Source organism: Altererythrobacter litoralis (genome assembly GCF_036324225.1).
GTDB lineage: Bacteria > Pseudomonadota > Alphaproteobacteria > Sphingomonadales > Sphingomonadaceae > Erythrobacter > Erythrobacter litoralis_A.
Window position 1 is genome coordinate 14,712 of the sequence record NZ_JAZDQV010000010.1, and the last position, 25,515, is coordinate 40,226.

At 64.1% G+C, this 25,515-nt stretch carries 23 protein-coding genes and 1 tRNA gene; 12 read left to right on the forward strand and 12 right to left on the reverse strand.

What is annotated here, in order from left to right; genetic code table 11:
• Positions 1-12: 12 nt before the first annotated feature.
• From VRS74_RS10375 to VRS74_RS10395, 5 genes are all read left to right on the forward strand, one after another.
• Positions 13-1,545 (forward strand): phytoene desaturase, encoded by a 1,533-nt coding sequence (locus VRS74_RS10375; RefSeq protein ID WP_354145269.1) that lies wholly within the window; start codon positions 13-15, stop codon positions 1,543-1,545.
• On the forward strand, positions 1,542-2,123 hold the full coding sequence (locus tag VRS74_RS10380; RefSeq protein WP_354145190.1) for an LOG family protein: 582 nt from the start codon (positions 1,542-1,544) through the stop codon (positions 2,121-2,123). Before VRS74_RS10375 ends, VRS74_RS10380 begins: the two co-directional genes overlap by 4 nt.
• A 112-nt stretch (positions 2,124-2,235) precedes the next feature.
• Positions 2,236-3,183, forward strand: coding sequence for a phytoene/squalene synthase family protein (locus tag VRS74_RS10385; RefSeq protein ID WP_354145191.1), 948 nt, complete (start codon positions 2,236-2,238; stop codon positions 3,181-3,183).
• Positions 3,184-3,193: 10 nt separating this feature from the next.
• A complete protein-coding gene (locus tag VRS74_RS10390) occupies positions 3,194-5,128 on the forward strand; it encodes an acetyl/propionyl/methylcrotonyl-CoA carboxylase subunit alpha (RefSeq protein WP_354145192.1) in 1,935 nt (644 codons plus the stop codon).
• Between the two features lie 101 nt (positions 5,129-5,229).
• On the forward strand, positions 5,230-6,780 hold the full coding sequence (locus VRS74_RS10395) for an acyl-CoA carboxylase subunit beta (RefSeq protein ID WP_354145193.1): 1,551 nt from the start codon (positions 5,230-5,232) through the stop codon (positions 6,778-6,780).
• 33 nt (positions 6,781-6,813) lie between these two features.
• Here the strand turns inward: VRS74_RS10395 and VRS74_RS10400 are convergent, their stop codons facing one another.
• Positions 6,814-8,043 (reverse strand): multidrug effflux MFS transporter, encoded by a 1,230-nt coding sequence (locus tag VRS74_RS10400; RefSeq protein WP_354145194.1) that lies wholly within the window; start codon positions 8,041-8,043, stop codon positions 6,814-6,816.
• A gap of 110 nt (positions 8,044-8,153) precedes the next feature.
• Between VRS74_RS10400 and dinB the strand changes: the two genes are divergently transcribed.
• Complete coding sequence (gene dinB, locus VRS74_RS10405) at positions 8,154-9,275, forward strand: DNA polymerase IV (RefSeq protein WP_354145195.1); 1,122 nt, start codon at positions 8,154-8,156, stop codon at positions 9,273-9,275.
• Here the strand turns inward: dinB and VRS74_RS10410 are convergent.
• From VRS74_RS10410 to VRS74_RS10420, 3 genes are all read right to left on the reverse strand, one after another.
• Complete coding sequence (locus VRS74_RS10410) at positions 9,272-9,751, reverse strand: NUDIX hydrolase (protein WP_354145196.1); 480 nt, start codon at positions 9,749-9,751, stop codon at positions 9,272-9,274. The two genes, dinB and VRS74_RS10410, sit on opposite strands and share 4 nt — an antisense overlap.
• Positions 9,739-10,359, reverse strand: a complete 621-nt coding sequence (locus VRS74_RS10415) for a 6-phosphogluconolactonase (protein ID WP_354145197.1) — start codon at positions 10,357-10,359, stop codon at positions 9,739-9,741. Before VRS74_RS10415 ends, VRS74_RS10410 begins: the two co-directional genes overlap by 13 nt.
• A 72-nt stretch (positions 10,360-10,431) precedes the next feature.
• Positions 10,432-10,980 carry a hypothetical protein gene (locus VRS74_RS10420; protein ID WP_354145198.1) on the reverse strand — a complete coding sequence of 183 codons (549 nt, stop codon included), beginning with the start codon at positions 10,978-10,980 and terminating at the stop codon, positions 10,432-10,434.
• A gap of 124 nt (positions 10,981-11,104) precedes the next feature.
• On the opposite strand from VRS74_RS10420, the gene VRS74_RS10425 reads away from it, so the two are divergent.
• Together VRS74_RS10425 and VRS74_RS10430 are read left to right on the forward strand one after the other, a co-directional pair.
• On the forward strand, positions 11,105-11,899 hold the full coding sequence (locus VRS74_RS10425) for an SDR family oxidoreductase (protein WP_354145199.1): 795 nt from the start codon (positions 11,105-11,107) through the stop codon (positions 11,897-11,899).
• 10 nt (positions 11,900-11,909) lie between these two features.
• A complete protein-coding gene (locus VRS74_RS10430; RefSeq protein ID WP_354145200.1) occupies positions 11,910-12,998 on the forward strand; it encodes an NAD(P)-dependent alcohol dehydrogenase in 1,089 nt (362 codons plus the stop codon).
• On the opposite strand, the gene VRS74_RS10435 is transcribed toward VRS74_RS10430, so the two are convergent.
• Positions 12,987-13,060, reverse strand: a tRNA-Gly gene (locus tag VRS74_RS10435). The genes VRS74_RS10430 and VRS74_RS10435 overlap by 12 nt on opposite strands.
• Before the next feature lie 155 nt (positions 13,061-13,215).
• Here VRS74_RS10435 and cysD point away from each other — a divergent pair.
• From cysD to VRS74_RS10450, 3 genes are read left to right on the forward strand one after another with little or no spacing between them, the layout of a single operon-like run.
• Positions 13,216-14,127 (forward strand): sulfate adenylyltransferase subunit CysD, encoded by a 912-nt coding sequence (gene cysD, locus VRS74_RS10440; RefSeq protein ID WP_354145201.1) that lies wholly within the window; start codon positions 13,216-13,218, stop codon positions 14,125-14,127.
• Positions 14,127-16,040 (forward strand): sulfate adenylyltransferase subunit CysN, encoded by a 1,914-nt coding sequence (cysN, locus tag VRS74_RS10445; RefSeq protein WP_354145202.1) that lies wholly within the window; start codon positions 14,127-14,129, stop codon positions 16,038-16,040. The genes cysD and cysN overlap by 1 nt, the downstream gene beginning before the upstream one ends.
• The gene (locus tag VRS74_RS10450) at positions 16,037-16,774 is read left to right on the forward strand and encodes a 3'(2'),5'-bisphosphate nucleotidase CysQ (RefSeq protein ID WP_354145203.1); all 738 of its coding nucleotides are present in this window, start codon (positions 16,037-16,039) and stop codon (positions 16,772-16,774) included. The genes cysN and VRS74_RS10450 overlap by 4 nt, the downstream gene beginning before the upstream one ends.
• A 16-nt stretch (positions 16,775-16,790) precedes the next feature.
• On the opposite strand, the gene VRS74_RS10455 is transcribed toward VRS74_RS10450, so the two are convergent.
• The 6 genes from VRS74_RS10455 to pepN form a co-directional block, all read right to left on the reverse strand.
• Entirely contained in the window at positions 16,791-17,327 is a 537-nt protein-coding gene (locus tag VRS74_RS10455; protein WP_354145204.1) for an adenine phosphoribosyltransferase, read from the reverse strand.
• Between the two features lie 76 nt (positions 17,328-17,403).
• Positions 17,404-18,234 (reverse strand): cytochrome c1, encoded by an 831-nt coding sequence (locus VRS74_RS10460; protein WP_354145205.1) that lies wholly within the window; start codon positions 18,232-18,234, stop codon positions 17,404-17,406.
• A 34-nt stretch (positions 18,235-18,268) separates the two neighbouring features.
• The gene (locus tag VRS74_RS10465) at positions 18,269-19,579 is read right to left on the reverse strand and encodes a cytochrome b (RefSeq protein WP_354145206.1); all 1,311 of its coding nucleotides are present in this window, start codon (positions 19,577-19,579) and stop codon (positions 18,269-18,271) included.
• Between the two features lie 17 nt (positions 19,580-19,596).
• Positions 19,597-20,172 (reverse strand): ubiquinol-cytochrome c reductase iron-sulfur subunit, encoded by a 576-nt coding sequence (gene petA, locus VRS74_RS10470; protein WP_354145207.1) that lies wholly within the window; start codon positions 20,170-20,172, stop codon positions 19,597-19,599.
• 221 nt (positions 20,173-20,393) lie between these two features.
• Positions 20,394-21,146, reverse strand: coding sequence for a peptidoglycan editing factor PgeF (gene pgeF, locus VRS74_RS10475; protein WP_354145208.1), 753 nt, complete (start codon positions 21,144-21,146; stop codon positions 20,394-20,396).
• On the reverse strand, positions 21,139-23,772 hold the full coding sequence (pepN, locus tag VRS74_RS10480; RefSeq protein ID WP_354145209.1) for an aminopeptidase N: 2,634 nt from the start codon (positions 23,770-23,772) through the stop codon (positions 21,139-21,141). The genes pgeF and pepN overlap by 8 nt, the downstream gene beginning before the upstream one ends.
• Positions 23,773-23,824: 52 nt before the next feature.
• Between pepN and VRS74_RS10485 the strand changes: the two genes are divergently transcribed.
• On the forward strand, positions 23,825-24,601 hold the full coding sequence (locus VRS74_RS10485; protein ID WP_354145210.1) for a Rossmann-fold NAD(P)-binding domain-containing protein: 777 nt from the start codon (positions 23,825-23,827) through the stop codon (positions 24,599-24,601).
• Here VRS74_RS10485 and VRS74_RS10490 read toward each other — a convergent pair.
• Entirely contained in the window at positions 24,598-25,506 is a 909-nt protein-coding gene (locus tag VRS74_RS10490) for a DMT family transporter (RefSeq protein ID WP_354145211.1), read from the reverse strand. The two genes, VRS74_RS10485 and VRS74_RS10490, sit on opposite strands and share 4 nt — an antisense overlap.
• Positions 25,507-25,515 lie beyond the last annotated feature (9 nt).

Genomic DNA, 25,515 nt, shown 5'->3' on the forward strand with positions numbered 1-25,515 from the left:
ACGACGCCGCCGATGGGCACGCACCAGGCGATCGATCCGGCGCGTTACGAAGGGCGCAGCGCTTGCGTGATCGGATCGGGCTTCGGCGGGATGGCGCTGGCGATCCGGCTGCAATCGGCGGGCATTGCCACCACCGTGGTCGAAGCGCGCGACAAGCCCGGCGGGCGCGCCTATTTCTGGGAAAAGGACGGCTTTACCTTCGATGCCGGGCCGACGGTGGTGACCGATCCGGATTGCTTGCGCGAGCTGTGGGATCTGACCGGGCACGACATGGCCGAAGATGTCGAGCTGATGCCAGTCATGCCATTCTATCGGCTCAATTGGCCCGACGGGACGAATTTCGACTATTCGAACGACGAGGCTTCACTCAACGCCGAGATCGCCAAGCTCAATCCGGAAGATATCGCAGGTTACCAGCGCTTCCTCGAATATTCGGAAGGCGTGTACCAGGAAGGCTATCTCAAGCTCGGCACCGTGCCCTTCCTCGATTTCAAATCAATGCTCAAGGCCGCGCCCGCGCTGGTGAAAAAGCAGGCCTGGCGCAGCGTCTATTCGATGGTCTCAAGCTTCGTGAAGAGCGAGAAGCTGCGCGAGGCGCTGAGCTTCCACACGCTGCTGGTCGGCGGCAATCCGATGACCACCAGCGCGATCTATGCGCTGATCCACAAGCTCGAAAAAGACGGCGGCGTGTGGTGGACGCGCGGCGGCACAAATCGCCTGATCGCGGGGATGGTGCGCCATTTCGAGCGGCTGGGCGGCACCATTCGGCTCGGCGATCCGGTGGTGCAGGTGCACACTTTCGGCAGCCGCGCAAGCGAAGTCGAAACCGCCAGCGGATGGCGCGAACGGTTCGACGCGGTCGCTTCGAATGCCGACATCGTCCATTCCTATCGCGACTTGCTGAGCGGGACGAAGCGCGGGCACGATTATGCCCAATCGCTGTCGAAGAAGCGCTTCAGCCCCAGCCTGTTCGTGGTCCATTTCGGCCTCGAAGGCACCTGGCCGGGCATCCCGCACCACATGATCCTGTTCGGGCCGCGCTACAAAGGCCTGCTCGACGATATTTACGACCTTGGCGTGCTGCCGCAGGATTTCTCGATCTATTTGCACCACCCGACCGTGACCGATCCCGGCATGGCGCCCAAGGGCAAGAGCACGTTCTATGCACTGGTACCGGTGGCGCATATGGGCAAGCTGGCGGTCGATTGGGACGAAATCGGCCCGGTGCTCGAAAAGCGCATTCTCGACGAGATCGGGCGGCGGCTGATCCCCGACATCCATGACCGGATCGTGACCAAGTTCCATTATGCGCCGAAGGACTTCGCGCATGACCTTCACGCCCATCTCGGTAGCGCCTTCAGCTTGGAGCCGGTGCTGTGGCAAAGCGCCTATTTGCGCGGCCACAATCGCGACGATGCGATCGAGAATTTCTACCTCGTCGGCGCGGGCACGCATCCGGGCGCGGGCATTCCCGGCGTGGTCGGCAGCGCCAAGGCAACCGCAGGCTTGATGCTGGAAGACTTGGCGGTAAAGACCTCCGCATGAATCGCCTTGCTGTCTATTGCGGCTCCGCCACGCCGCAGGATCCCCGCTATATCGAACTCGCCCATGAAGTGGGGCGCACGCTCGCACTACGCGAGATCGGCGTCGTCTATGGCGGCGGACGGCTGGGCCTGATGGGTGCGGTGGCGCGCGGCGCGCTGGAGGCGGGCGGCGAAGTGATCGGCGTGATCCCCGAAGCTTTGTTCAACACCGAAGTGGCCAATCACGATTGCACCCAGCTATACACCGTTTCGGGCATGCATGAGCGCAAGCAGCGCTTCACCGACTTGTCGGACGGTTTCATCACCATCCCCGGCGGGGTCGGCACGATGGACGAGCTGTGGGAAGCGATGAGCTGGGCGCAGCTTGGCTATCATTCCAAGCCGGTGGGCCTGCTCAATGCCTTCGGCTTCTATGACCACCTCATCGCCTTCAATTCCAAGATGGTCGAGGTCGGCTTCGTGCGCGAGGCGCACCAGAACATACTGATCCATTCGGACAGCATGGGCGATTTGCTCGACAAAATGGCGGCCTACGAGCCGCACACTCCGATCTTCCGGATGAAGGCCGACGATTTGTGAGCTTTTTTTGCTTCGGAACCTTGCCCGCCCGCGCCCTCCACCCTTCCACCCGGAGCCTGCCGGGTTATCATCCGGGCGGAAGGGTGGAGGGCGCGGGCGGCGCGGTCAGGTGATGACAAGAAACGATCTGGTCGAGGCGAGCCGGCTGGCAATCAAACGGGGTTCGAAAAGCTTCTCCGCTGCCAGCCGCTTGTTCGACCGCACCACCCGCGAGCGCGTGTGGATGCTGTATGCCTGGTGCCGCCGGTGTGACGACCTTGCCGATGCACAGGATATGGGCGGTGCGCTGGGGGACCAGTCGCAGATCGCACAAAAGGTCGAGAAGCTGCGCGATCTGACGGCGCGGGCGCTCAAGGGCGAGCCGACCGGCGACCCGGCTTTCGACGCTTTCGGCCAGGTGGCCAGCGAATGCGGGCTGACGATGGAGGATGCCGACGCCGTGATTGCGGGGTTCGAGCTCGATGCCGAGGATTGGCGCCCGCGCTCCGAAGCCGATTTGATGCGCTATTGCTGGCATGTCGCGGGGGCTGTCGGCGTGATGATGGCGCTGGTGATGGGCGTGAAGCGCGAGGATGCAGATACGCTCGATCGCGCCTGCGACCTCGGCCTCGCCTTCCAGCTTGCCAATATCGCGCGCGACGTGGTGGAGGATGACGCGGCGGACCGCTGTTACCTCCCGGTCGAATGGCTGGTCGAGGAGGATATCGAGCCCGGCCAGCACACCAAGCCGCATCACCGCCGCGAATTGGCCGACATGGCCGCGCGGCTGGTGCGGCGGATGGAAGTGCATGCGGCTTCCTCGCGCGTGGGCGCGGCGCGCCTGCCGTTCCGCTGCCGCTGGGCAATCCTCTCCGCCGCGCGCATCTACACCGCGATCGGGCGCGAAGTGCTAGCCAAAGGCCCGGCGGCATGGGACCACCGCGTCTACACTTCGAAGGCGCAGAAGATCGGCCATGCGGCGATGGCCTTTGTCGAAGCGCTGGTGAACCGCCCTCCGGTGCTGAGCGACGAGCCGCGCTGGCGACGCAGCGATCTTGCGGAGAACGCGGCCAACGCGTAGCGCTGCGCACATGATTTCAAAGCTCCTGATCGCCAATCGCGGCGAGATCGCCTGCCGCATTATCCGCACCGCGCGCGCGATGGGGATCGCCACGGTTGCAGTCTATTCGGATGCCGATGCCAAGGCGCTGCATGTGCGCAGCGCCGACGAGGCGGTGCATATCGGGCCGTCGCCTGCGGCGGAGTCCTATCTCGTCGGCGCAAAGATCATCGCTGCGGCCAAAGCGACCGGGGCGGATGCGGTGCATCCCGGCTATGGCTTCCTTTCGGAGAACGCAGGCTTTGCGCAGGCGGTGATCGACGCCGGGCTGATCTGGGTCGGCCCCAAGCCTTCGAGCATCGAGGCGATGGGCCTGAAGGACGCGGCCAAGAAGCTGATGCGCGCGGCAGGCGTGCCGGTGACGCCGGGCTATGAGGGCGAGGACCAGTCGGTCGAACGCCTCACCATAGAGGCCGATGCGATCGGCTATCCCGTGCTGATCAAGGCGGTCGCGGGCGGCGGCGGCAAGGGGATGCGCAAGGTCGATGCGGCAGCGGGCTTCGCCGCCGCGCTGGAAAGCTGCCGACGCGAGGCCAAGGCCAGCTTCGGGAATGACGAAGTGCTGCTCGAAAAGTGGATCACTTCACCGCGCCACATCGAAGTGCAGGTGTTTGGCGACAGCCACGGCAACGTCGTCCATTTGTTCGAACGCGATTGCAGCTTGCAACGCCGCCACCAGAAGGTGATCGAGGAGGCCCCCGCCCCCGGCATGGACGAGGCCACGCGCGAGGCGATCTGCTCGGCGGCGGTGCGCGCCGCCAAGGCAGTCGATTACGAGGGCGCGGGCACGATTGAATTCATCGCCGACGCCTCGGAAGGCCTGCGCGCCGACCGCATCTTCTTCATGGAAATGAACACCCGCCTGCAGGTCGAGCACCCGGTGACCGAAGAGATCACCGGGGTCGATCTTGTGGAGTGGCAGCTGCGCGTGGCGAGCGGGGAGCCGATTCCGTGCAAGCAGGAAGAGCTGTCGATCAACGGCTGGGCAATCGAAGCGCGGCTCTATGCCGAGGACCCGGCGAAGGGGTTTTTGCCGAGCATCGGAGTGCTCGAAGATTTCGCCCTCCCTCGCACCAATCGGCGCGATGGGCCTAATCGCGTTGATACCGGCGTCGAAGAAGGCTCAGAAGTTACGCCATTTTACGACCCGATGATTGCGAAATTGATCGTGCATCGTAACACCCGCGAGGGGGCAATCGAAGCGCTGGCAACGAAGCTCGGCCGCGCGCTGTGCTATCCGGTCAAGTGGAACGCTGGCTTTTTGCGTAACCTCGTTCTCGCAGAGGATTTCCGGGCCGAGCGATTGGATACCGGCTTTATCGAGCGCAATCTCGATACGCTCGTTCCAAGCACCACACCTCCGGCTGATGTTTTAGAAGCGGCGGGCCGTCTGATTGCAGAACGAGCGAACGGTTCGCAAGCTAGTGAAACGCTCGATCTCGACGAACGGCTGCAGATCCGATTTGCTGGCTTCCGATTGAATGCCGCGCCAAAACCGGTGACCGTCAGAGTGAAACATGGAGCAGATGTTCACGAAGTCGAATTGAGCGACCGCACGATTTGGGATTTGCCTATTGCGCGTCTCAAGCCGAATGGGATTTTCGCGTACGATTACGAAGGCTGGTCGGGACTGTTCAGCGAGGCCCGTAACGATAGTGGCGGCGCCCACCACGCCCATGATGGCGACATCATCGCTCCCATGCCGGGCAAGGTCATCGCGGTCGATGTGATAAATGGCGACGAGGTCAAAGCCGGGCAGCGGTTGATGGTGCTCGAAGCCATGAAGATGGAGCACGCGCTCACTGCGCCCTTCGACGGCGTGGTGCGCGACCTTGCTGCCGCCCCCGGCGCGCAGGTTCAGGTCGAAGCGCTATTATGCGTAGTGGAGCCCGCCGAAGAGGGTTGATATCCTGCCTCCGTTCGGGCTGAGCTTGTCGAAGCCCTGTTTTTGCTTTTCAAGAAAAAGTGCAGCCCTTCGACAGGCTCAGGGCGAACGGGGAGATTGCGGTGAGCTGGGCACAAGAGCTTGAGGAACTGAGAAAGAGGGAAGAGCTCGCCGAACAGATGGGAGGGCCGGAAAAGCTCGCGCGCCAGCACGGGCGCGGCAAGATGGATGCCCGCGCGCGGCTGGCGGCACTGGTTGATGAGGGCAGCTTCCGCGAGATCGGCAAGATCGCGGGCAAGGGTTCCTATGATGCGGAAGGCAACCTCACCGGCGTCCTCCCCGCTCCATTCCTGTTCGGCAAGGCGACGATCGAAGGCCGCCCGGTGGTGGCCACGGCGGACGATTTCACCATTCGCGGCGGCGCAGCCGATGCCGGGATCAGCCGCAAGATGGTGCAGGCGGAAAAGATGGCGCATGAGCTGAAGCTCCCCATCATCCGCATGATCGACGGCACTGGCGGCGGTGGCTCGGTCAAGACGCTCGAGCAGATCGGCGCGACCTATATCCCCGCCGTGCCCGGATGGTCCGACGTAGTGACCAATCTCGAAACCGTGCCGGTCGTCGCGCTGGCGCTGGGGCCGACCGCGGGCTTGGGCGCAGCGCGAACGGTTGCCAGCCATTACTCGATCATGGTGCGCGGCCTCTCGCAGATCTTCGCAGCCGGGCCCGCCGTGGTCGACGGGCTGGGCGCAAGCTACAAGGGGCCGGAAGACCACCAGCGGGCGAAGGAAGAGCTGGGCGGCAGCGACATCCACACACGCAACGGGGTGGTCGATGACGAAGTCGGCAGCGAAGCCGAAGCCTTTGCCCGCGCGCGCCATTTCCTCAGCTTCATGCCCGAGCACGTCGGCCAGCTTGCGCGCCGCTCCAACTGCCTCGACCCGGTGCACCGGCGCGAAGAGGAATTGCTCAGCCTCGTCCCGCGCGACCCCAAGCAGGTCTATTCGATGCGCCGCTGCATGGACATGGTGTTCGACACCGGCACTGTGTTCGAGATCGGCCGGATGTGGGGCCGCGCCGCGATCACCGCGCTGGCCCGGCTCGACGGCTGGCCGGTGGCGGTCGTCGCGAGCGACCCGAGCTTCCTCGGCGGGAGCTGGGAAGCCAAGACCAGCGAAAAGGTCGAACGCTTCGTCAAGCTGGCCGACCAGTTCCGCCTGCCTGTGGTCCACCTGGTCGACAACCCCGGCTTCATGATCGGGCGCGAGGCCGAAATGGCCGGCACGATCCGCTATGGCGTGCAGGCGATGAACGCGATCTACAAGGCGACGGTGCCACTCGCCTCGGTCGTGCTGCGCCGCGCCTATGGCATTGCGGGCAGCGCGATGAGCAATGCCGAGCGCTATCAATACCGTTTCTGCTGGCCGAGCGGCGACTGGGGAAGCCTCCCCATCGCGGGCGGGCTGGAAGTTGCCTACAAATCCGAGATCGAAGCCTCGGACGATCCCGCAGCGACGCTGGCGGAAATCAGGGCGCGGCTCGACAAGGTCACTTCGCCTTTCCGCAGCGCAGAGCGCTTCAATGTCGAGGACATCATCGATCCGCGCGACACGCGGCCCTTGCTGTGCGAATTCGCCGAACTAGCCTGGCGCAAACTAGGGAGTGAAGGCTAGTCCGGCCTTGCGGTCGCTACGCGACCGTTTGGTTCAACTCTCCAATACACGCCGGCCGAAGAGCTTGCCCTTCTCGCTATAGAGAATCACGGCCAGCGCCAGCAGGCCGCAGCTCAGCATAGCCGTGGCGAGCGGGCGCGCGGTGCCATCATAGGCGAAGCCGATCGCACTGCCGAGCACCGCGCCCGACACCATGCGCAAGCTGGTCTGCGCCGAGCTTGCCGCGCCCGCGATGTGATAGAACGGCTGCATCGCGATCGAGCTGAAGTTCGCCCCGATGAAGCCGAGCGACGCCATCGAGACGGCAAGGATCGGCACGAATTCCCACAATTGCTGGTCTGCCCGCCCGGCCGAGATGAATTGCGCGACGCCCGCTGAAATGAACACCAGCAGCGCGGCATGGCTGACCCGGCGCGCGCCGAACCATTCGACGATCCGCGAATTGGTGAAGTTCGCCACGACCATGCCCAGCACCGCCGCGCCGAAGATCAGCGCGAAACTCTGCCCGGCACCGAAATGCTCGCCGATCAGCTGTTGCGAAGAATTGAGGAAGCCGAACAGCGAGCCGAACACCAGCGCGCTGCCGATCACATAGCCGATCGAATCGCGCCGCATCAGCGCCGTTCCCATGTTGCGCAGGATCGTGCGCGGCTCGATGTCCTGCTGGTTCTCGGGCGCGAGCGATTCGGGCAGGCGGATCCATACCCAGATGCCCACCACCGTTCCCATGATCGCCATCGCCGCGAAGATCCCGCGCCAGCCGACGAAGTTGAGGATGACCTGGCCGATCGCGGGCGCCACCAGCGGCACGGCAAGGAAGATCATCATGATCAGGCTCATCAGCCGCGCCATGCGATCCCCGCCCACGCGGTCGCGCACGATCGCGGCGGGAACGACGCTGAGCCCGGCGCACCACAGGCCCTGCACCAGCCGCAAGCCAACCAGCCATTCGAACGAGGTCACCAGTGCGCAGGCGAGCGAGAAGACGACATAGACGACCAGGCCCAGTGCCAGCACTGGCCGCCGCCCGAACTTGTCGGCAAATGCTCCGGGAAAGAAGGCCCCGATGCCCGATCCGAGGAAATAGGCGCCGATGATAAACTGCCGCTCATTGCCGGTTACGCCGAACTCGCTCGAGATCGCGCCCAGCGCAGGCAGCATTGAATCGATGCCGAAGGCCTGCAGGCTCATCAACAGCGCCATCAGCACGATCAGCTCGCGCTCGCCAAGTTTGTGGTGACGATGATGCCCGAATAAAGCCATGGCCTGTCCTTGCGGGCAGCGAGCGCAAATGGAAACCCCATTGTGCGCTGCAAAATGACTTTTCGTAGCGCGTGGTTCCGAAATGACGCGCCCGGGCCTATCCTGGCACCATGAGCGAGCGGCACGACAGCGATGATGACAGTGAGGCCATGGGCCTCAGGAAAATCATCCATGTCGACATGGACGCTTTCTTCGCCAGCGTGGAACAGCGCGACAACCCCGATCTGCGCGGCAAGCCGGTGGCGGTGGGCGGCGCGGGAGGGCGCGGGGTGGTGGCCGCCGCCAGCTATGAAGCGCGCAAGTTCGGCGTGCGCAGCGCCATGCCCTCGGTCACAGCACAGCGCCTGTGCCCCGATTTGATCTTCGTGCGGCACCGGTTCGACGCCTACAAGGAAGCCTCGCGCCAGATCCGCGCGATCTTCCTGCGCCACACGCCGCATGTCGAACCGCTCAGCCTCGACGAAGCCTATCTCGACGTGACCGACGATCTGCTCGGGATCGGTTCGGCGACGCGCATCGCCGAGCTGATCCGGCAGGAGATCAAGGCGAAGACGCAGCTCACCGCGAGCGCGGGCGTGTCCTACAACAAGTTCCTCGCAAAGCTGGCGAGCGACCAGAACAAGCCTGACGGCCTGTGCGTGATCCGCCCCGGCGAAGGCGCGGAATTCGTCGCGCGGCTGCCGGTGCGCCGCTTCCACGGGGTCGGCCCCAAGGGTGCGGAGAAGATGGCCCGGCTGGGGATCGCCACCGGCGCGGACCTCGCCGCGAAAGACATCGCTTTCCTGCGCCAGCATTTCGGCAGCCAGGCTGACTATCTCTACCGCGCGGCCCGGGGGATCGACCTGAGGCCGGTTCGCGCGCACCGCGAACGCAAGTCGATCGGTGGCGAGCGCACCTTCAGCGAGGACATCTCGTCCGGGCCCGCGCTGCGCGAAACGCTCGACAACATCATCGACATCGTATGGGACAGTATTGAGCGGACCGGGGCGAAAGGCCGCACGGTCACGCTCAAGATGAAATACAGCGATTTCCAGAACGTGACCCGCGCGAAGACGGTGGACGAGCCGGTGGCCGACAAGCGCGAATTTGCGCAGATCGGGCGTGCGCTGCTGGACGAGTTATTGCCCCTGCCCATGCCGATCCGGCTGATGGGGCTGACGCTGTCGAAGCTCGAACGCTACGGCGAAAGCGAAGAACGCCCGCGGGACGAGGCGCAGCTTTCGCTGCTCTAGCGGCGCTCGCGCCAGGCCGCGAGCTGGCGGCGCGCTTCGCGGCCCAAAGGCTCGGGCAGCGAATGCGGCGGGAAGAACCGCGCTTCGATCACTTCGCGCCGGTCGGGCTTCGGATGCCGGTCGACGACCGCGCTGAACAGATGCGCAGTGTACGGCGAACCCGAAATTTCGCTTTCGATCGTGCCGTGCGACTTCAACCGAGCGGGTTCGATTCCGAGTTCTTCGCGCAATTCGCGCATTGCGGCTTCGGCGGGGTCTTCGTTGCTATTGAGCCCGCCGCCGGGCAGGCACCAATAATCGGGACCATAGCTGTGGCGCAGCAGCAGCACCGCACCATCGAGATCGGTCACCACCACGTTGCAGCCATGGATCGGCACCTTGCGCCAGCGCCGCCAGCGGTGCCGCAAGCGGAATGCCAGCGGCAGGATGGCGCGATGAACCGGCGCAGGGACGATGCGGATAATCAGGTGAAGCATGTGACATCCCGGCTGGCCGCGCGGAGCAGCCGCGCGACCGGCAAATCGTGCTCTCCCCGCGCCGCCGCTTCGAACACCTTCAGCTTGTTCTCTCCGCGGATCACGAACAGCAGCTCGTCAGTGGCGAGCAGCGCCGGGATCGTCAGCGTGAGCCGGTCGAACGGCGCTTCGGGCGGAAGCGGGTCAGGCGTCAACCGCCGCACCATGCGCGGGTCGTCGACCTGCGGATCGGTACTGGGGAAGAGCGAGGCAATGTGTCCGTCATCCCCCATGCCGAGCCAGGCTACGGCGAAATGGGGCGGTCGCGCATCTTCGGAAAGCGTGGCGACCTGCGCGCCGACAGGCTCGAACAAGGCGCGGATCTTGCCGGTGTTGGAGGCCGCGTGATCTTCGGGCACGATGCGGTCGTCGCCCGGCCAAACCACCACTCGCGACCAGTCTAGCGCGCGTGCGACGAGCTGCTCCATGATCGGGAACGGGGTCGATCCGCCAGGCACTGCAATCGCCACGGGCCCCGCTGTCGCCGCCAGTGCCGCACCGATCCGCGCTGCCAGCCAGTCGGCGACAGCGCCCGCATCGGCGCCGGAAATCATCGTCACATCAGCCATCGCCCGCTTCTAGCAAACGCGCGGAGAGTGGCCAGTGGAGAAACCCGCAAGCCATTGAAATTCGTATGCGGGCTATGCCGCGAAAGCGATCCATGGGGCCGTCCCTGCCAGCAACAGCGCAAGTGCCAACCTAAGAGCTAGCCAGCCACGATGCCGCTCGGGCCAGTCCGGCCAGTTCCAGCCAATGAACAGCGCCAGTCCGCTGCCCGCCGCTCCCCCAAGTGCCGCCGTCTCGGGCGAGGCCAGCGCCGCGCCCAGAGCGAACGCCAGCCAGCGCGGCGCATCGAAGATTTGCCGCAGCGTGAGCGCCAGCGCGATCGCACCCAATGAACGCGTCGGTTCGCGCGGCGCCGCCAGCCGCACCGGCCAGGCAAGCTCGGCTGCCGCAAATGTGATCCCCAGCACGACAAGCCAGATGCCTGCCGTCTGGCCGACAAAGCCCGCCAGCCAGGCCCCGGCCAAGCCCATGACGATGCTCGTGCCACATGCTGCAGCGAGCGCCGCCAGCAACAATCCACCCGATCTGCCGAGCGCGCCTGCAAGCCGCGCGACGGTGAGCTGCGCCCGCCCGCCGCATGCAGCCGCCAAAACCACCAGCAACAGGATCGCCGCAATGTCCATCGCGCCCGCCTAGCAAGCGGTGCCGCCGCCCGCCAGCGCCGCGGCATGCTCCATTTGCGCAGGCGATCTTTGCGCCTAAAACCGCGTAAGCAACTGGCAGACTCAGTCACTTTGGGAGCAGGCAATGAAACTGGAAAAGGGCATGGCCGCGGTGGTCACCGGCGGCGCTTCGGGCCTCGGCAAGGCAAGCGCGCAAGCGCTGGCGGATGCAGGGCTCAAGGTCGCGATCTTCGACATCAACGATGCCGATGGCGAAGCCCATGCCAAGGCGATCGGCGGCACCTTCCATCATGTCGATATCATGGACGAGCAATCGGTCGAGGAGGGCTTTGCTGCCGCTCGCGCCGCCAATGGGCAGGAACGCGTGACGGTCCATTGCGCCATGGCCAGCCGCCGCGGCAAGACGCTGGGCTGGGACAAGGAAAGCGGCGGCTACAAGCGCCTTTCAACCGAGGATTATGCCTTCGGCGCGCAAGGCGTGCTCGTCGCCAGCTATCGCATCGCTTCGATCTCGGCGCTGGGCATGGCCAATGCCGAACCGCTCAATGAAGATGGCGAGCGCGGCTGCATCACGCTGACCGCATCGGTCGCGGCGCAGGACGGGCAGATCGGCCAGGTGATCTACGGCAGCTGCAAGGCGGGCGTGAACGGGCTGGTGCTGCCGATGGCGCGCGATCTGATGGACCTCGGCATCCGTGTGAACTCAGTGATGCCGGGCATTTTCGCTACTCCGCTGATGCTGGGGATGAAGGATCGCAACCCGGCGATGTGGGCGCAGCTCAATGCCAGCGTGCCCTTCCCCAAACGGCTTGGCCACCCGGAGGAATTCGCTTCGCTGATCGTCGAGATTGCGCGCAATACCTACCTCAACGCGCACCAGTTCCGCCTCGATGGCGGAATCCGGATGCCCCCGAAATAGGAGAACCGGCGTGGCCACTCAATCCAATGAGTACCCGACCAAAGCCTGGGGCGCGACGGCGCCCGACAGCGGCATCGGCCCGATGGAGATCCTGCGGCGCGGGCTGCGCCACGACGATGTGCTGATCGACATCAGCCATTGCGGCATCTGCCATTCGGACCTGCACACAGCGCGCAACGATTGGGGGCGCACGACCTATCCGATCGTGCCGGGGCACGAGATCGTCGGCACGGTGCGGGCCGTGGGTGAGGCGGTGACGCGGCACAAGGTGGGTGACAGGGTTGCGATCGGCTGCCTCGTCGACAGCTGCATGGAGTGCCGGCACTGCACCACTGACCTCGAGCAATACTGCCTCGATGGCGGGGCCACCGGAACTTACAACAGCAAGGACCGGCGCGACGGATCGCCGACTTTCGGCGGCTATTCCGACAAGATCGTCTGCCGCGAAGAATTCGTCCTCAAAGTGCCTGACGCACTGCCGATGGCGGAGGCCGCGCCGCTGCTCTGCGCCGGAATCACGACCTACAGCCCCTTGCGCACATGGAAGGTCGGCCCGGGCAGCAAGGTTGCGGTCGCCGGACTGGGCGGGCTTGGCCACATGGGGGTGAAGCTGGCGGCGGCGATGGGCGCGGAAGTCACTGTACTAAGCCGCAGCGAAAGCAAGCGCGAGGACGCCGAAAGGCTCGGCGCGCATGCCTTCCTCAACACCAGCGACCGGGCCGCGATGAAGGCCAGGTCGGGCTATTTCGACATGGTGCTCAACACCATCCCCGTGCGCCACGACATCACGCCTTACCTGCACCTGCTGCGGGTGGACGGGGTGCAGGTGCTGGTGGGCGTGATCGAAATGCTGCCCGAAATGCACTCGGGCATTTTGCTCGGGCGCAAGGTGCTCACCGGCAGCGGGATCGGTGGGCTCGCGCAGACGCAGGAGATGCTCGATTTCTGCGCCGAGCACGGGATCGTGCCTGAAATCGAGATCATCCCGATGCAGGAGGTCAACCGCGCCTATGACCGGATGGAAGCGAGCGACGTGAAATATCGCTTCGTGATCGACATGGAGAGCTTGAAGGAAGACCAGGAGATTTGGAGCGGGTAGCGGGAATCGAACCCGCATAACTAGCTTGGAAGGCTAGGGCTTTACCACTAAGCTATACCCGCCCGCTCCTGAGGCGCGCGCAATTGCCACGGTTGCAGGGGATTCGTCAACTGTCTGAAGACGCCTCATCTAAAGCGCCTGCAAGCAATTCTATATTCTCCCTTGCGCCGCAAATACCTAGGTCGCGGGTCCTGAGACACGACGCAAGCGAATATTCATGACCAGCCTGACCCACCTCCAGCGGCTCGAAGCAGAGAGCATCCACATCATGCGCGAAGTGGTGGCCGAGGCGGAGCGCCCGGTGATGCTCTATTCGATCGGCAAGGACAGCGCCGTGATGCTGCATCTCGCGCGCAAGGCGTTCCATCCGGCCCCGCCGCCTTTCCCGCTGCTGCATGTCGACACGACCTGGAAGTTCCGGGACATGTATGCGCTGCGCGAAAAGATGGCGCGCGAAGTCGGTATGGAACTGCTCGTCTGGCAGAACGAGGAAGCGCGCGAGCGCGGCGTCAACCCGTTCGACCATGGCCCGCTCCACACCGATATGTGGAAGACGCAAGGGCTGAAGCAGGCGCTCGATCACTACGGTTTCGACGCGGCCTTTGGCGGCGCGCGCCGCGACGAGGAAAAGAGCCGCGCGAAGGAGCGCATCTTCTCCTTCCGCACCGCCAGCCACGGGTGGGACCCGAAGAACCAGCGGCCCGAATTGTGGAACCTCTACAATGCGCGCAAGGCCAAGGGGGAAAGCATCCGCGTCTTCCCGCTGAGCAACTGGACCGAGCTCGACATCTGGCAATACATCATGCGCGAGCAGATCGAGATCGTCCCGCTCTATTTCGCCGCCGAACGCCCGACCTATGAATGGGAAGGCGGGCTGTTCATGGCCGACGACATCGACCGGCTCGAGCAGGTGTTGGGCAGGAAGCCCGAGATTGCGATGCGATCGGTGCGCTTCCGCACTCTTGGCTGCTGGCCGCTGACAGGCGCGGTCGAAAGCACCGCCTCGACGCTCGCCGAAGTGGTGCAGGAGACATTGCTCACAGCCACCAGCGAGCGGCAAGGCCGGGTCATAGACAAGGATGAAGGCGGCGCCGGGATGGAGAAGAAGAAGCAGGAGGGCTATTTCTGATGAGCCACCACCCTGCCTATGAAGCCGATTCCCTCATCGCCGAGGATATCGCCGCCTATCTCGACCAGCACCAGAACAAGCAGCTGCTGCGCTTCATCACTTGCGGCAGCGTGGACGACGGCAAGAGCACGCTGATCGGGCGGCTGCTTTACGATTCGAAGATGATCTTCGAAGACCAGCTCTCGGCGCTCGAGAACGACAGCAAGAAGGTTGGTACGCAAGGCGACGCGATCGATTTCGCGCTGCTGGTCGACGGACTCGCCGCCGAGCGCGAACAGGGCATTACGATCGACGTCGCCTATCGCTTCTTCGCGACCGAGAAACGCAAGTTCATCGTCGCCGACACGCCCGGCCACGTCCAGTACACGCGCAACATGGTGACCGGCGCATCGACCGCCGACCTTGCCGTGATCCTGATCGATGCGCGCAAGGGCGTGCTCGAGCAGACCCGGCGCCATTCCTATATCGCACACCTGCTGGGCATTCGGCACCTTGTGCTGGCGGTGAACAAGATGGACCTCGTCGGCTACGACCAGTCTGTGTTCGATGCGATCGTGGCGGACTATCGCGGCTTTGCTAACGAGATCGGTATCGAGGAATTCACGCCGATCCCGATTTCCGGCTTCAAGGGCGACAACATCACCACTGCGCCATCGGCGAACACGCCATGGTACCATGGGCCGAGCCTGATCGAGCATCTCGAGACGGTCGAACTGGCGAACACCCGCGCGCAGGAACGCGCCTTCCGCATGCCGGTGCAATGGGTCAACCGCCCCAATCTCGACTTCCGCGGCTTTGCCGGCATGGTCTCGGACGGGGCGGTCAAGCCGGGCGACCCGGTGCGGATCGTGCCGAGCGGCAAGACCAGCACGGTCAAGTCGGTCGTGACTTTCGACGGCGAACTCGCAGAGGCAGTGGCCGGGCAATCGATTACGCTGACGCTCGAGGACGAAGTCGATTGCAGCCGGGGCGACGTGATTGCGGCGGCAGGCGATCCGCCCGAAGCATCGGACCAATTCGAAGCGACCATCGTATGGATGAGCGAAGAGGCGATGAAGCCCGGGCGCGGCTATTGGCTCAAGCTCGGTTCGCAAATGGTCACCGCCAATGTCCAGCCGCCCAAATACGAGATCTGCGTCAACAGTTTCGAGCATCTCGCGGCGAAGACGCTGGAACTCAACGCAATCGGCGTAGCCGAGTTGCGGACCGACCGTGCGCTCACTTTCGAGCCCTATTCCAAGAGCCGCCAGCTCGGCGGGTTCATCCTGATCGACAAGTTCACCAATGCGACTGTGGCCGCCGGGATGATCCATTTCAGCCTGCGGCGCGCGCAGAACGTGCATTGGCAGCCGACGGCGATCACGCGCGACGACCACGCCGCGCTCAAGAACCAGAAGCCGCGTGTGCTGTGGTTCACCGGGCTTTCGGGCTCAGGCAAGTCGACCATTGCCAACGAAGTCGAGAAACGGCTCAACCTGATGAACCGACACACTTTCCTGCTCGACGGCGACAATGTGCGGCACGGGCTCAACAAGGATCTGGGCTTTACCGAGGCTGACCGGATCGAGAATATCCGCCGCATCGGCGAAGTCGCCAAGCTGATGGCCGATGCCGGGCTGATCGTGCTCACCGCCTTCATCTCGCCCTTCCGCGCGGAGCGGCAAATGGTGCGCCAGATGCTTCCCGAAGGCGAGTTCATCGAGGTCTTTGTCGATACCCCGCTGGAGGTGGCAGAAGGCCGCGACGTGAAGGGGCTGTACAAGAAGGCGCGCAGCGGCGAGCTCAAGAACTTCACCGGGATCGACAGCCCCTATGAAGCTCCCGAGGCCGCCGAGATCCGGGTCAATACGGTCGACATGACGCCGGCCGAAGCCGCCGACTACATCATCCAGCAGATCCTGCCGCTCAAATGACCGACGCCGAACTCGCCGCACAATTGGCCGTAGACGCCGGGCGCATCCTGCTGGAAGTGCGCGCCTCCGGGCAATTCGAGGGCAAGGCGCTGGGCAAGGAAGGCGACCGCGCGGCGAATGCCTTCCTGTGCGATGCGCTTCGACGCCTTCGCCCGGACGACGGATTGCTGTCGGAAGAAGAGAAGGACAATCCGGAGCGGCTCGCCAAGAACCGTGTGTGGATCATCGACCCGGTCGACGGCACGCGCGAATATGGCGAGGAACGGTCGGACTGGGCTGTCCATGTCGGGCTGGCAGTGGACCGCGAAGCCGCGATCGGCGCGGTGGCGCTGCCAGGGCTGGACGGCGGAATCGTGCTGCGCAGCGACGCTCCGCATGCGCTGCCCGAGCCCGCCGAGCGGCCGCGGCTTGTGGTGAGCCGCACCCGGCCCGCAAGGGAAGCAGTCGCGGTGGCCGAAGCGATTGGTGGAGAGCTGGTCGAAATGGGCAGCGCGGGCGCAAAGGCGATGGCGGTGGTGCGCGGTGAGGCCGAGATCTACCTCCACTCGGGCGGGCAGTATGAATGGGACAATTGCGCGCCGGTGGCCGTGGCTCTCGCCTATGGCCTGCATTGCTCGCGCATCGACGGCAGCCCGCTGGTCTACAACAATGCCGACACCTATCTGCCGGACCTACTGATCTGCCGCCCCGAATGGGCCCATCCGGTTCTCGAAGAGGTGCACAAGCTCGGCTGAGCCTGAGGACGAAGGCTCAATCGCCTTCGAATTCCATCAGTGCAGTCACGTCCACACCGGCTTCGCGCAAACGCACGGCGCCGCCAAGATCGGGCAGGTCGATCACGAACAGAGCATCATCGACGGTCGCCCCGGCCTGTCGCAGCAATTGCGCCGCCGCCAGCGCGGTGCCGCCGGTCGCAATCAGATCGTCGACGATCACCACGGTCTGGCCATGTGCGATCGCGCCCGGATCGATCTCGAGCCGGTCGGTGCCATATTCGAGGTGATAGTCGATCCCGAGGACTTCGACCGGGAGCTTGCCCGGCTTGCGTACCGGCACGAAGCCAAGCTGGAGCTCGACCGCCACAGCCGCGCCGAAGATGAACCCGCGCGCTTCCATTCCCGCGATCGCCTCAGCACCCAGTTCGCGCGCGCGATCGGCAAGATGACGCACCGTTGCAGCCAGCCCCAGCGGATGACTGATCAGCGTGGTGATATCGCGGAACATGATCCCCGTATGCGGGAAATCGGGCACGGTGCGGACCAGGCCCTTGAGTTCTTCAGGCGTCATGCGGTGTCTTCAAATGCAAAGCGCCCCACCATCGGCTGGATGGCGGGGCGTTTCAACAGTCGCATCGTTGATGCGATCAATCCTTCTTGCGCGGCTTCAGCGAGCCCCAGATCTGCTTTTTCGAAAGATAGGCAAGGATCGTGGCGAAGAACAGGAAGCCGAGCACCGGCCAGCCGGTTTGCTTGCGCTTGATCAGCGTGGGTTCCGCAGTCCAGGTCAGGAAAGCGGCAACATCCTTCGCCATCTGGCTTACCGTCGCCTCGGTGCCATCGGCATAGGTCAACTGACCGGCCATCAAAGGAGCAGGCATGGAGATGTTCACATTGGCGAAGTAAGGGTTGAAATAGAGCCCGGCCGGGGTCTCGAATTCAGGATACTTTGCCAGCAGTTCGGGATCGGGCTCGCCATAGCCGGTAAGCAGCGAATAGACGTAGTTGCTGCCATCCTTGCGCGCCTTGGTGATCAGCGAGAGATCCGGCGGATGTCCGGCGCCGAAATAGGGCACTGCAGGGAAGTGATCGGTCGGCAGGCCGGGGCGGGTCGTCACTTCGGCGGTCGCCTTGCTGTATTCGGGAACGTTGAAGGTCGATGCCTCCTGCTTCACTTCGGCTTCGTTATAGCCGAGCTCTGCGAGGTTCCGGAACGCAACATACTGAATGCTGTGGCAGGCCGCGCAAACTTCCTTGTAGACCTGGTAGCCGCGTTGAAGCTGCTGCTTGTCCCATTTGCCGAATGCGCCGTCGAAGCTGAACCCGCCCTCGGGGGCGTGCGGCTTCTTGTGGAAGGCATATTCGGCCGGCTTTTCGGTCGGGTCGCTGAAATAGGTCGTGACGCCCGGGATGAACGACCAAAGCAGGACGACACCAGCAAAGAAAAGGCCGACTGCGATTGCACCGATACGGATCATGGTTCGTGTCTCTCTCTATCCAGTCGTCCGGGCCTTAGTCGGCCGCCTTCGCCGCGGCCGGGGCCGCATCGTCCTTGCCCAGCACCGCTTCGGTGATCGAATAGGGCAACGGTTCGGGCTTCTCGATCTGGCTGATGATCGGCAGGATCACCAGGAAGTGCAGGAAGTAATATGCGGTCGCGACCTGGCTGATCATCACATAGGGCTCTTCCGCCGGCGCGCCGCCGCAGATGAACAGTGCGATCATCGCGGGGATCAGGCCGAACCAGAAGAACTTGCGGAAGGTCGGACGGTAGTGGCCCGAACGCACCGGGCTCTTGTCGAGCCATGGCAGGATGAACCAGATCAGGATCGAACCGAACATCGCGATCACGCCCAGCAGCTTCGCTTCGATCAGGATCACGCCGGTGAACGGAATGGTGAGGTCCTGAGTGAAAGCGCGCAGGATCGCGTAGAACGGCCAGAAGTACCATTCGGGCACGATATGCGCCGGCGTCGAAAGCGGGTTGGCTTCGATATAGTTGTCAGGGTGGCCCAGCATGTTGGGCAGGAAGAACACCATCATCGCGAAGAAGATGAGGATCACGCCCAGCCCGAAACCGTCCTTCGCCGTGTAATACGGGTGGAACGGAATGGTGTCGCTTTCGGTCTTCACTTCGACGCCGGTGGGGTTCGACGAACCCGGGATGTGCAGCGCCCAGATGTGCAGGATCACCACGCCCACGATCACGAAGGGCAGCAGGAAGTGCAGGCTGAAGAAGCGGTTGAGCGCGGCATTGTCAGGCGCAAAGCCGCCGAGGATCCAATGCTGGATGCTTTCGCCGACCAGCGGGATCGCGCCGAACAGGCCGGTGATCACCTGTGCGCCCCAATAGCTCATCTGGCCCCAGGGCAGGACGTAGCCCATGAAGGCGGTCGCCATCATCAGCAGGAAGATGACCACGCCGAGCAGCCAGATCATCTCGCGCGGGGCCTTGTACGAGCTGTAGAAGAAGCCGCGGAAGATGTGCAAATACACCACGATGAAGAAGAAGCTGGCGCCGTTGGCGTGCGCATAGCGCATCATCCAGCCCCAGTTGACGTTGCGCATGATGTGCTCGACCGTCTGGAAGGCAACTGCCTGGTTCGCGGCATAATGCATCGCCAGGATAACCCCGGTAACGATCTGCACGACCAGGAAGAAGCCGGCGAGCACGCCGAAATTCCACATGTAGTTGAGGTTGCGCGGCACCGGATAGCCGGCCCCGATCGCATTGTAGACCAAACGCGGAAGCGGCAGCTTCTCGTCCATCCACTGCATGAAGGGATGTTTCGGTTCGTACTGGCGTGCCCAGGCAAAGCTCATGACTGTTCTCTCAGTTCTCAGCCGACGCGGATGACGCTGTCGGAAGTGAATTCATAGTCGGGAACGACAAGGTTCTTCGGCGCAGGGCCCTTACGGATGCGCGCGGCAGTGTCGTAGTGCGAGCCGTGGCACGGGCAGAAATAGCCGCCATACTCGCCCTTGTTCTCGCCTTCGGCAGCGCCCAGCGGCACGCAGCCGAGGTGGGTGCAGATGCCCATGGTGACGAGCATGTCAGCGTGGCCTTCCTTGGTACGTTGGGCCAGCGTTTCCGGATCGCGCAGGGTCGCCACATCGACCGCATTGGCTTCGTCGATCTCGACCTGCGTCAAGCGGCGAACGAACAGCGGCTGCTTGCGGAAGACCGCCTTGATCGCCTGGCCCGGCTCGATCGCCGACACATCGACTTCGGTGGTGCTGGCGGCCAGGACGTCAGCCGAAGGCGACATCTGGCTGACCAGCGGCAGCAAGGTTGCCGCAGCGCCAACGCCAGCCGCGCTCACCGCAGCAATGTGAATGAAGTCGCGGCGCCGGACCCCGTCGTCACCCGCCTCAGCGGTGGCTTCGGGAGCCATTGTGCCAGTCGTATCAGCCATCAGCCTTTACCCTGCTATTCTCGTCCATGCCCGGTCAACCCCCGCATGGACCCGTCAGATCGCTATTTGTCCGAAGAAAACACGTAGTGCGAAGCGCTTCCCCGAACGGCTCGTGATGTTGCCCCGCACGGGTGCGGAACACCTATTTGGCGGCGCTGATAGCTGCAAAGTCAGGCCATGCCAACCGCCTTTTGGGAACCAGTTGTGCGGTTTCATGCAAGCTAGGCGGGTAATGCGATGAGGCTCAGCTGGCGGCCGTAGTTGGGTTCGCCGCGATGGGTCGCACGGCGAAACGAATAATATTTGTTTTCAAGTGTATATGTGTCGAGCGCGAGGTCTTCCACCATGCCCACGCCAGCCACCTCAAGCCGGTGGAAAACATAGGCCGGAAGATCGAATTGCCAGTGCCCTTCACGGCCGGCGGAAAAGAAGCGCGCATCGGCCTCAGTGAAATTGGCGCGGAACCGCGCATCCACTTCGTAGCTCGCCTGCGCGATCGTTGGCCCGATCGCGGCGGCGATCCGTGCTCGCGATGCACCGAGCGATTCCATCGCCTTGATTGTGTTCTCAAGCACTCCGCCATGGGCTCCGCGCCAGCCGGCATGCGCCGCACCGATCACGCCTGCTGCAGCGTCCGCAAACAGCACCGGGGCGCAATCGGCAGTGACAATGCCGAGCACCAACCCCGGCGTCGCCGTGACCAGCGCGTCGGCGCTGGGCCGCCCGGTGGCGGAATCGCTCCACTCCGCCTCGACCGAAATCACATCGGGGGAATGGACCTGGTGCGGCGCGACGAACGTACCTCCCGGCAGTATGGCCCCGCCCGCCGCGGCGCGCGAAGCGTGGATCGTCGCTTCCTCCCCTTCGCCGCCATAGCCGAACTGATACACCCCGCCCGAATGGCCGAAGAAGCCGTGCGGCACGCCTGCCAGCGCGGCAGCACGCGCGATGTCGAAGCGGGTGACCTCAGCCATCGAGGCTGCGTGAAACCTGCTCATAGGTGTCGCGCGACAAATGCTCTGCCGCCGCGATCCGCTCGAGCTCGGCCCGCATCAGCGCCGCGCGCCCGTCCTCCAGCCGCCGCCAGCGCCCCAGGGCCGGAACGAAGCGCGCCGCAGTCTGCGGGTTGATCGGATCGAGCGCCAGGATCAGATCGGCAACGATGCGATAGCCCTCTCCGCTGGGCGTGTGGAAAGCCGGCGGATTCGCGGCGAAGCCCATGTAAAGCGACCGCACGCGGTTGGGATTGCGGATGGTGAAATCGGGGTGGTCCTTCAACACCTTTACGTGCTCAAGCACGCGCGGGTGGAGCGACAACGCCTGCAGCATGAACCATTTGTCGATCACCAGCGCATTGCCCTGGTAGCGGCGGTAGAAATCCGCGAGTTTTTCCTCACGCACGGGCGTGTCGAGCCCCGTCAGCACCATCAGCGCACCTTGCCGGTCGGTCATGTTGTCGGCGGCATCATACTGCGCGGCGGCGAGCCGGGCGGCGGTGGCGGAGTCGCTTGCAGCAAGGTAGGCGAGCGCCTGCGTTTTGACCTTGCGTGCGCCCCGCGCGCCTTCGCCATCATAGGGCACTTGCGCGGCCCGCTCATAGAGCGCGTGGAGCCCGTCGGCGAGTTGGCTGCCAAGCAGCGCCTTGAGCCCTTCGCGCTCGCGGTGAATCGCGGCGGGATCGGCCTTGTCGAGCTGCTCGAACAGGTAGGATTGCGTCGGCAGCAGCATCAGTTCGCCGCGCATCGCATCTTCCAGCGCCGGATCGGCCAGCACCGCGCCCAGAGCCGTAGCAATCGCCGCCTCGCCTTCCGCGCGTTCGCTTGCGGACAGCGAGCCCTTCGAAGCCGCCACAAGGTGGCCAACCATCAGCTCCTGCATCGCTTCATAGCGTGCAAAGGGATCGTCATCATGCGCCGCGAGCAGCACTAAATCTTCGCGCGGAAGCTGGCGCTCGATCACGACCGGGGCAGTGAAGCCGCGGTTGATCGAAAGCACCGGCGGAGCCGCATAGCCGCTGAAAGTGAAGCTTTGCTCGGCCCGGTCGAGCGCCACCAGCTCTTCGCCGCGGTGGCTGCCGGTGACGCGATCGAGCAGCGCGATCCTGAGCGGGATCACCATCGGCTGCTTGGCGGCCTGACCCGGGGTGGGAGGCACCGACTGCTTCAGCGTAAGCGTGACCGTATCGCCTCCATGCGCCATCGCGACCGACAGGCGCGGCGTGCCGGCCTGCGAATACCACAGGCGGAACTGCTTCAGGTCGAGCTCCGCGCCGTCCTCGATCGCGCGGACGAAATCCTCGCAGGTTGCCGCTTCACCGTCATGCCGGTCGAAATAGAGATCGGTGCCTTGGCGGAAGCGCTCGGGCCCGCAAAGCGAGCGCATCATGCGGATCACTTCGGCGCCCTTGTTGTAGACCGTGGCGGTGTAGAAGTTGGAAATCTCGCGATAGCTGTCTGGCCGGATCGGATGCGCGAGCGGCCCCGAATCCTCAGGGAATTGCGCCGCACGAAGGATCCGCACGTCCTCGATCCGCTTGACCTCCTGCCCGCGCATGTCCTGGCTGAACAGCTGGTCGCGCAGCACGGTGAAGCCTTCCTTCAACGACAGCTGGAACCAGTCGCGGCAGGTCACGCGATTGCCCGACCAGTTATGGAAGTACTCGTGCGCAATCACCCCTTCGACCGCGTCGAAATCGTCATCGGTCGCGGTGTCGGGATCAGCCAGCACATATTTGGTGTTGAAGACGTTGAGCCCCTTGTTCTCCATCGCCCCCATGTTGAAATCGCTCACCGCGACGATATTGTAGAGATCGAGATCATATTCGCGCCCGAACACATCCTCGTCCCATTGCATCGAGCGTTTGAGCGATTCCATCGCATGATCGGTGCGCGGCAGGTCTTCCGCACGAACCCAGACGTTCAGCTCCACTTCCCGTCCGCTCATGGTGGTGAAGGTGGAGGAGTTGGCGACGAGATCGCCCGCCACGAGCGCGAAGAGATAGGACGGCTTGGGCCAGGGATCGTGCCATTCGGCCCAATGGGTGCCATCGGCGCCTTCGCCCTCGGCCACCCTGTTGCCGTTGCACAGCAGGATCGGGAACTGCGCCTTCGATCCGCTCATTCGCACGCGATAGGTGCTCAGCACGTCGGGCCGGTCGGGGAAGAAGGTGATGCGGCGGAAGCCTTCGGCTTCGCACTGGGTGCACAGCATGCCGTTCGAGGCATAGAGCCCCTCGAGCCGAGTGTTGGCCGCAGGATCGATCTCGGTCGCGATCTCGATCTCATGCGCTTCGCCCGAAAGCGGCACGATCAGGTCGTCCCCGTCCATTGACCAGTCGTTGCGCATCTCGCCATCGACCTTGACCGAAAGCAAAGTGAGGCCATCACCATTGAGGCGGATCGTGGAGGAGGGAGCTGCCTTGCCGTTTCGTGCGACTGTGAGCCGAGAGACGACCCTTGTCGCTTCGAGGCCGAGGTCGAAGTCGAGCGCGACCTCAGGAACCAGCCAGGCAAAGGGCTGGTAATCCTCGCGGCGGATCATCGGCGGTTCGTGCGGAGTGATGGCGGCATCGGCCATGTCAGGGTTTCGTGCAATATCCATGGCAGCCGATTTAGGTTGCTTTGCGCCGCTGTCCAACGCTTAGATTGACGGCATGAGTCACCTCGTGATCTTCGGATTGGGTTACACGGCGAGCCGAATTGCCGCAGCGCTTGAAGCGCGCGGCTGGCGGGTCGACGCGACCGGAAGCAAGGGCAATCTCGACTTTGCCGACCAAGCGGCGGTGCGAACGGCGCTGGACGGCGCGAGCCATGTGCTGTCCTCGGTCCCACCTTCGGACGATAGCGACCCGGTGCTCGATCGATATGGCGATGCACTGGCGGGCAAATGGCTCGGCTATCTGTCTTCGACCGGGGTCTATGGCGACACGCAAGGTGCATGGGTGGACGAGAGCGCCCCTGTGGGCGGAGGGCGCCGTTCTGCACGTGCCGAAGCCGATGCGCGCTGGCTGGGCATGGGCGCCCGGGCATTCCGGTTGCCGGGAATCTATGGGCCGGGCCGAAGCGCGCTCGACCGCGTGCGCGAGCGGCGCGCCAATCGCATAGACTTGCCCGGGCAGGTGTTCAGCCGCGTGCATGTCGAAGATATCGTTTCAGGCGTGATCGCGGCGATCGAACGCGACGTCCCGCCCGGCGCATATAATCTCGCCGACGATTTGCCGACGAGCCAGAACGCGGTGATCGAGCACGCATGCCGCCTGCTCGGCGTTGCACCTCCCCCGCTGCAAAGGCTCGACGAAGCCGGGCTCAGCCCGATGGCGCGCGGTTTCTATGCGGAGAACCGAAGGGTCGCGAATGGCAAGGCGAAGCGGGTGCTGGGCTGGCGGCCGCTCTATCCGACCTATGTCGAGGGGCTGGCCAGCCTCGCCTAGACGTTGCGGGCCCTGAGCGCGACGAGCATCCCCAGCATCGCCAGCGCGCCCCCGGCGATCGCCAGCGGAGTCCATTGAAAGCCCTCGAACAGGGTCGAGATGAACATCGCGATCACCACCACAAGGATGCCGTTATAGGCCGCGCGGCCTGCGCCAAGCTTGCGCACGAGATCGTAATAGATCGGGAAGGTCACCACCGATCCGACCAGCGCCAGCCAGGCGATTCCGGCCCAATAGAGCGGCTCGCGCGGGATCACCGGCGGCCCCGCCAGCGCCCATGCCACGCTGCCATCGATGATCGTGCCGTAGAGCATCGACCATGCCAGCAGCGTCACAAGCGGCACCGATTTGCCGACTTCGCCCGCCTGGATGACATTGGCGATCGAGGCCGCGACCATTGCCACCAGCGCCAGCACCACGCCCAGCCCGACATCGCCGCCTAGCGGCGACACATGCGCTTCGTTGATCAGCAGCAACGCGATCCCCACCAGCGCGATCGCGCTGCCGATGGTGAAGCGCAGCGTGATCCTCTGGCCCAGCATGAAGCGGCCAAGGATTGCATTGGGCACGATCATCATTCCGATCAGCAGCGCCACGATCCCCGAAGTCAGATGCAGTTCGGACAGATAGACGAAATTGTAGTTCCCGCAGAACTGGAACAGCCCCAGCAGCACCGCCAGCCAATGCGCGCGGCGCGGCATGGCGAGCGGATTGCGCATGAACAGCGCCAGCGCGAACATCGCCGGAGTCGCGGCAACGAAACGCCAGGTCACCGACCACTGAGCCGGCACCCCGTCGATCTGTGTGGTGATGACGAACCAGGTCGAACCCCAGATCAGCGCGACCAGCAGGAAAGGCAGTGCAATTGCCGGGCGCAGCAGGGCGTGGGGAGGATGTTCGCTCATCCAGGGGCG

Coding starts and splice junctions, on each gene's coding strand:
- VRS74_RS10375 (WP_354145269.1), top strand. CDS start 13: ATGGGCACGCACCAGGCGATCGATCCGGCGCGTTACGAAGGGCGCAGC.
- VRS74_RS10380 (WP_354145190.1), top strand. CDS start 1,542: ATGAATCGCCTTGCTGTCTATTGCGGCTCCGCCACGCCGCAGGATCCC.
- VRS74_RS10385 (WP_354145191.1), top strand. CDS start 2,236: ATGACAAGAAACGATCTGGTCGAGGCGAGCCGGCTGGCAATCAAACGG.
- VRS74_RS10390 (WP_354145192.1), top strand. CDS start 3,194: ATGATTTCAAAGCTCCTGATCGCCAATCGCGGCGAGATCGCCTGCCGC.
- VRS74_RS10400 (WP_354145194.1), bottom strand. CDS start 8,043: ATGGCTTTATTCGGGCATCATCGTCACCACAAACTTGGCGAGCGCGAG.
- dinB (WP_354145195.1), top strand. CDS start 8,154: ATGAGCGAGCGGCACGACAGCGATGATGACAGTGAGGCCATGGGCCTC.
- VRS74_RS10410 (WP_354145196.1), bottom strand. CDS start 9,751: ATGCTTCACCTGATTATCCGCATCGTCCCTGCGCCGGTTCATCGCGCC.
- VRS74_RS10415 (WP_354145197.1), bottom strand. CDS start 10,359: ATGGCTGATGTGACGATGATTTCCGGCGCCGATGCGGGCGCTGTCGCC.
- VRS74_RS10420 (WP_354145198.1), bottom strand. CDS start 10,980: ATGGACATTGCGGCGATCCTGTTGCTGGTGGTTTTGGCGGCTGCATGC.
- VRS74_RS10425 (WP_354145199.1), top strand. CDS start 11,105: ATGAAACTGGAAAAGGGCATGGCCGCGGTGGTCACCGGCGGCGCTTCG.
- cysD (WP_354145201.1), top strand. CDS start 13,216: ATGACCAGCCTGACCCACCTCCAGCGGCTCGAAGCAGAGAGCATCCAC.
- cysN (WP_354145202.1), top strand. CDS start 14,127: ATGAGCCACCACCCTGCCTATGAAGCCGATTCCCTCATCGCCGAGGAT.
- VRS74_RS10450 (WP_354145203.1), top strand. CDS start 16,037: ATGACCGACGCCGAACTCGCCGCACAATTGGCCGTAGACGCCGGGCGC.
- VRS74_RS10455 (WP_354145204.1), bottom strand. CDS start 17,327: ATGACGCCTGAAGAACTCAAGGGCCTGGTCCGCACCGTGCCCGATTTC.
- VRS74_RS10460 (WP_354145205.1), bottom strand. CDS start 18,234: ATGATCCGTATCGGTGCAATCGCAGTCGGCCTTTTCTTTGCTGGTGTC.
- VRS74_RS10465 (WP_354145206.1), bottom strand. CDS start 19,579: ATGAGCTTTGCCTGGGCACGCCAGTACGAACCGAAACATCCCTTCATG.
- petA (WP_354145207.1), bottom strand. CDS start 20,172: ATGGCTGATACGACTGGCACAATGGCTCCCGAAGCCACCGCTGAGGCG.
- pgeF (WP_354145208.1), bottom strand. CDS start 21,146: ATGGCTGAGGTCACCCGCTTCGACATCGCGCGTGCTGCCGCGCTGGCA.
- pepN (WP_354145209.1), bottom strand. CDS start 23,772: ATGGATATTGCACGAAACCCTGACATGGCCGATGCCGCCATCACTCCG.
- VRS74_RS10485 (WP_354145210.1), top strand. CDS start 23,825: ATGAGTCACCTCGTGATCTTCGGATTGGGTTACACGGCGAGCCGAATT.
- VRS74_RS10490 (WP_354145211.1), bottom strand. CDS start 25,506: ATGAGCGAACATCCTCCCCACGCCCTGCTGCGCCCGGCAATTGCACTG.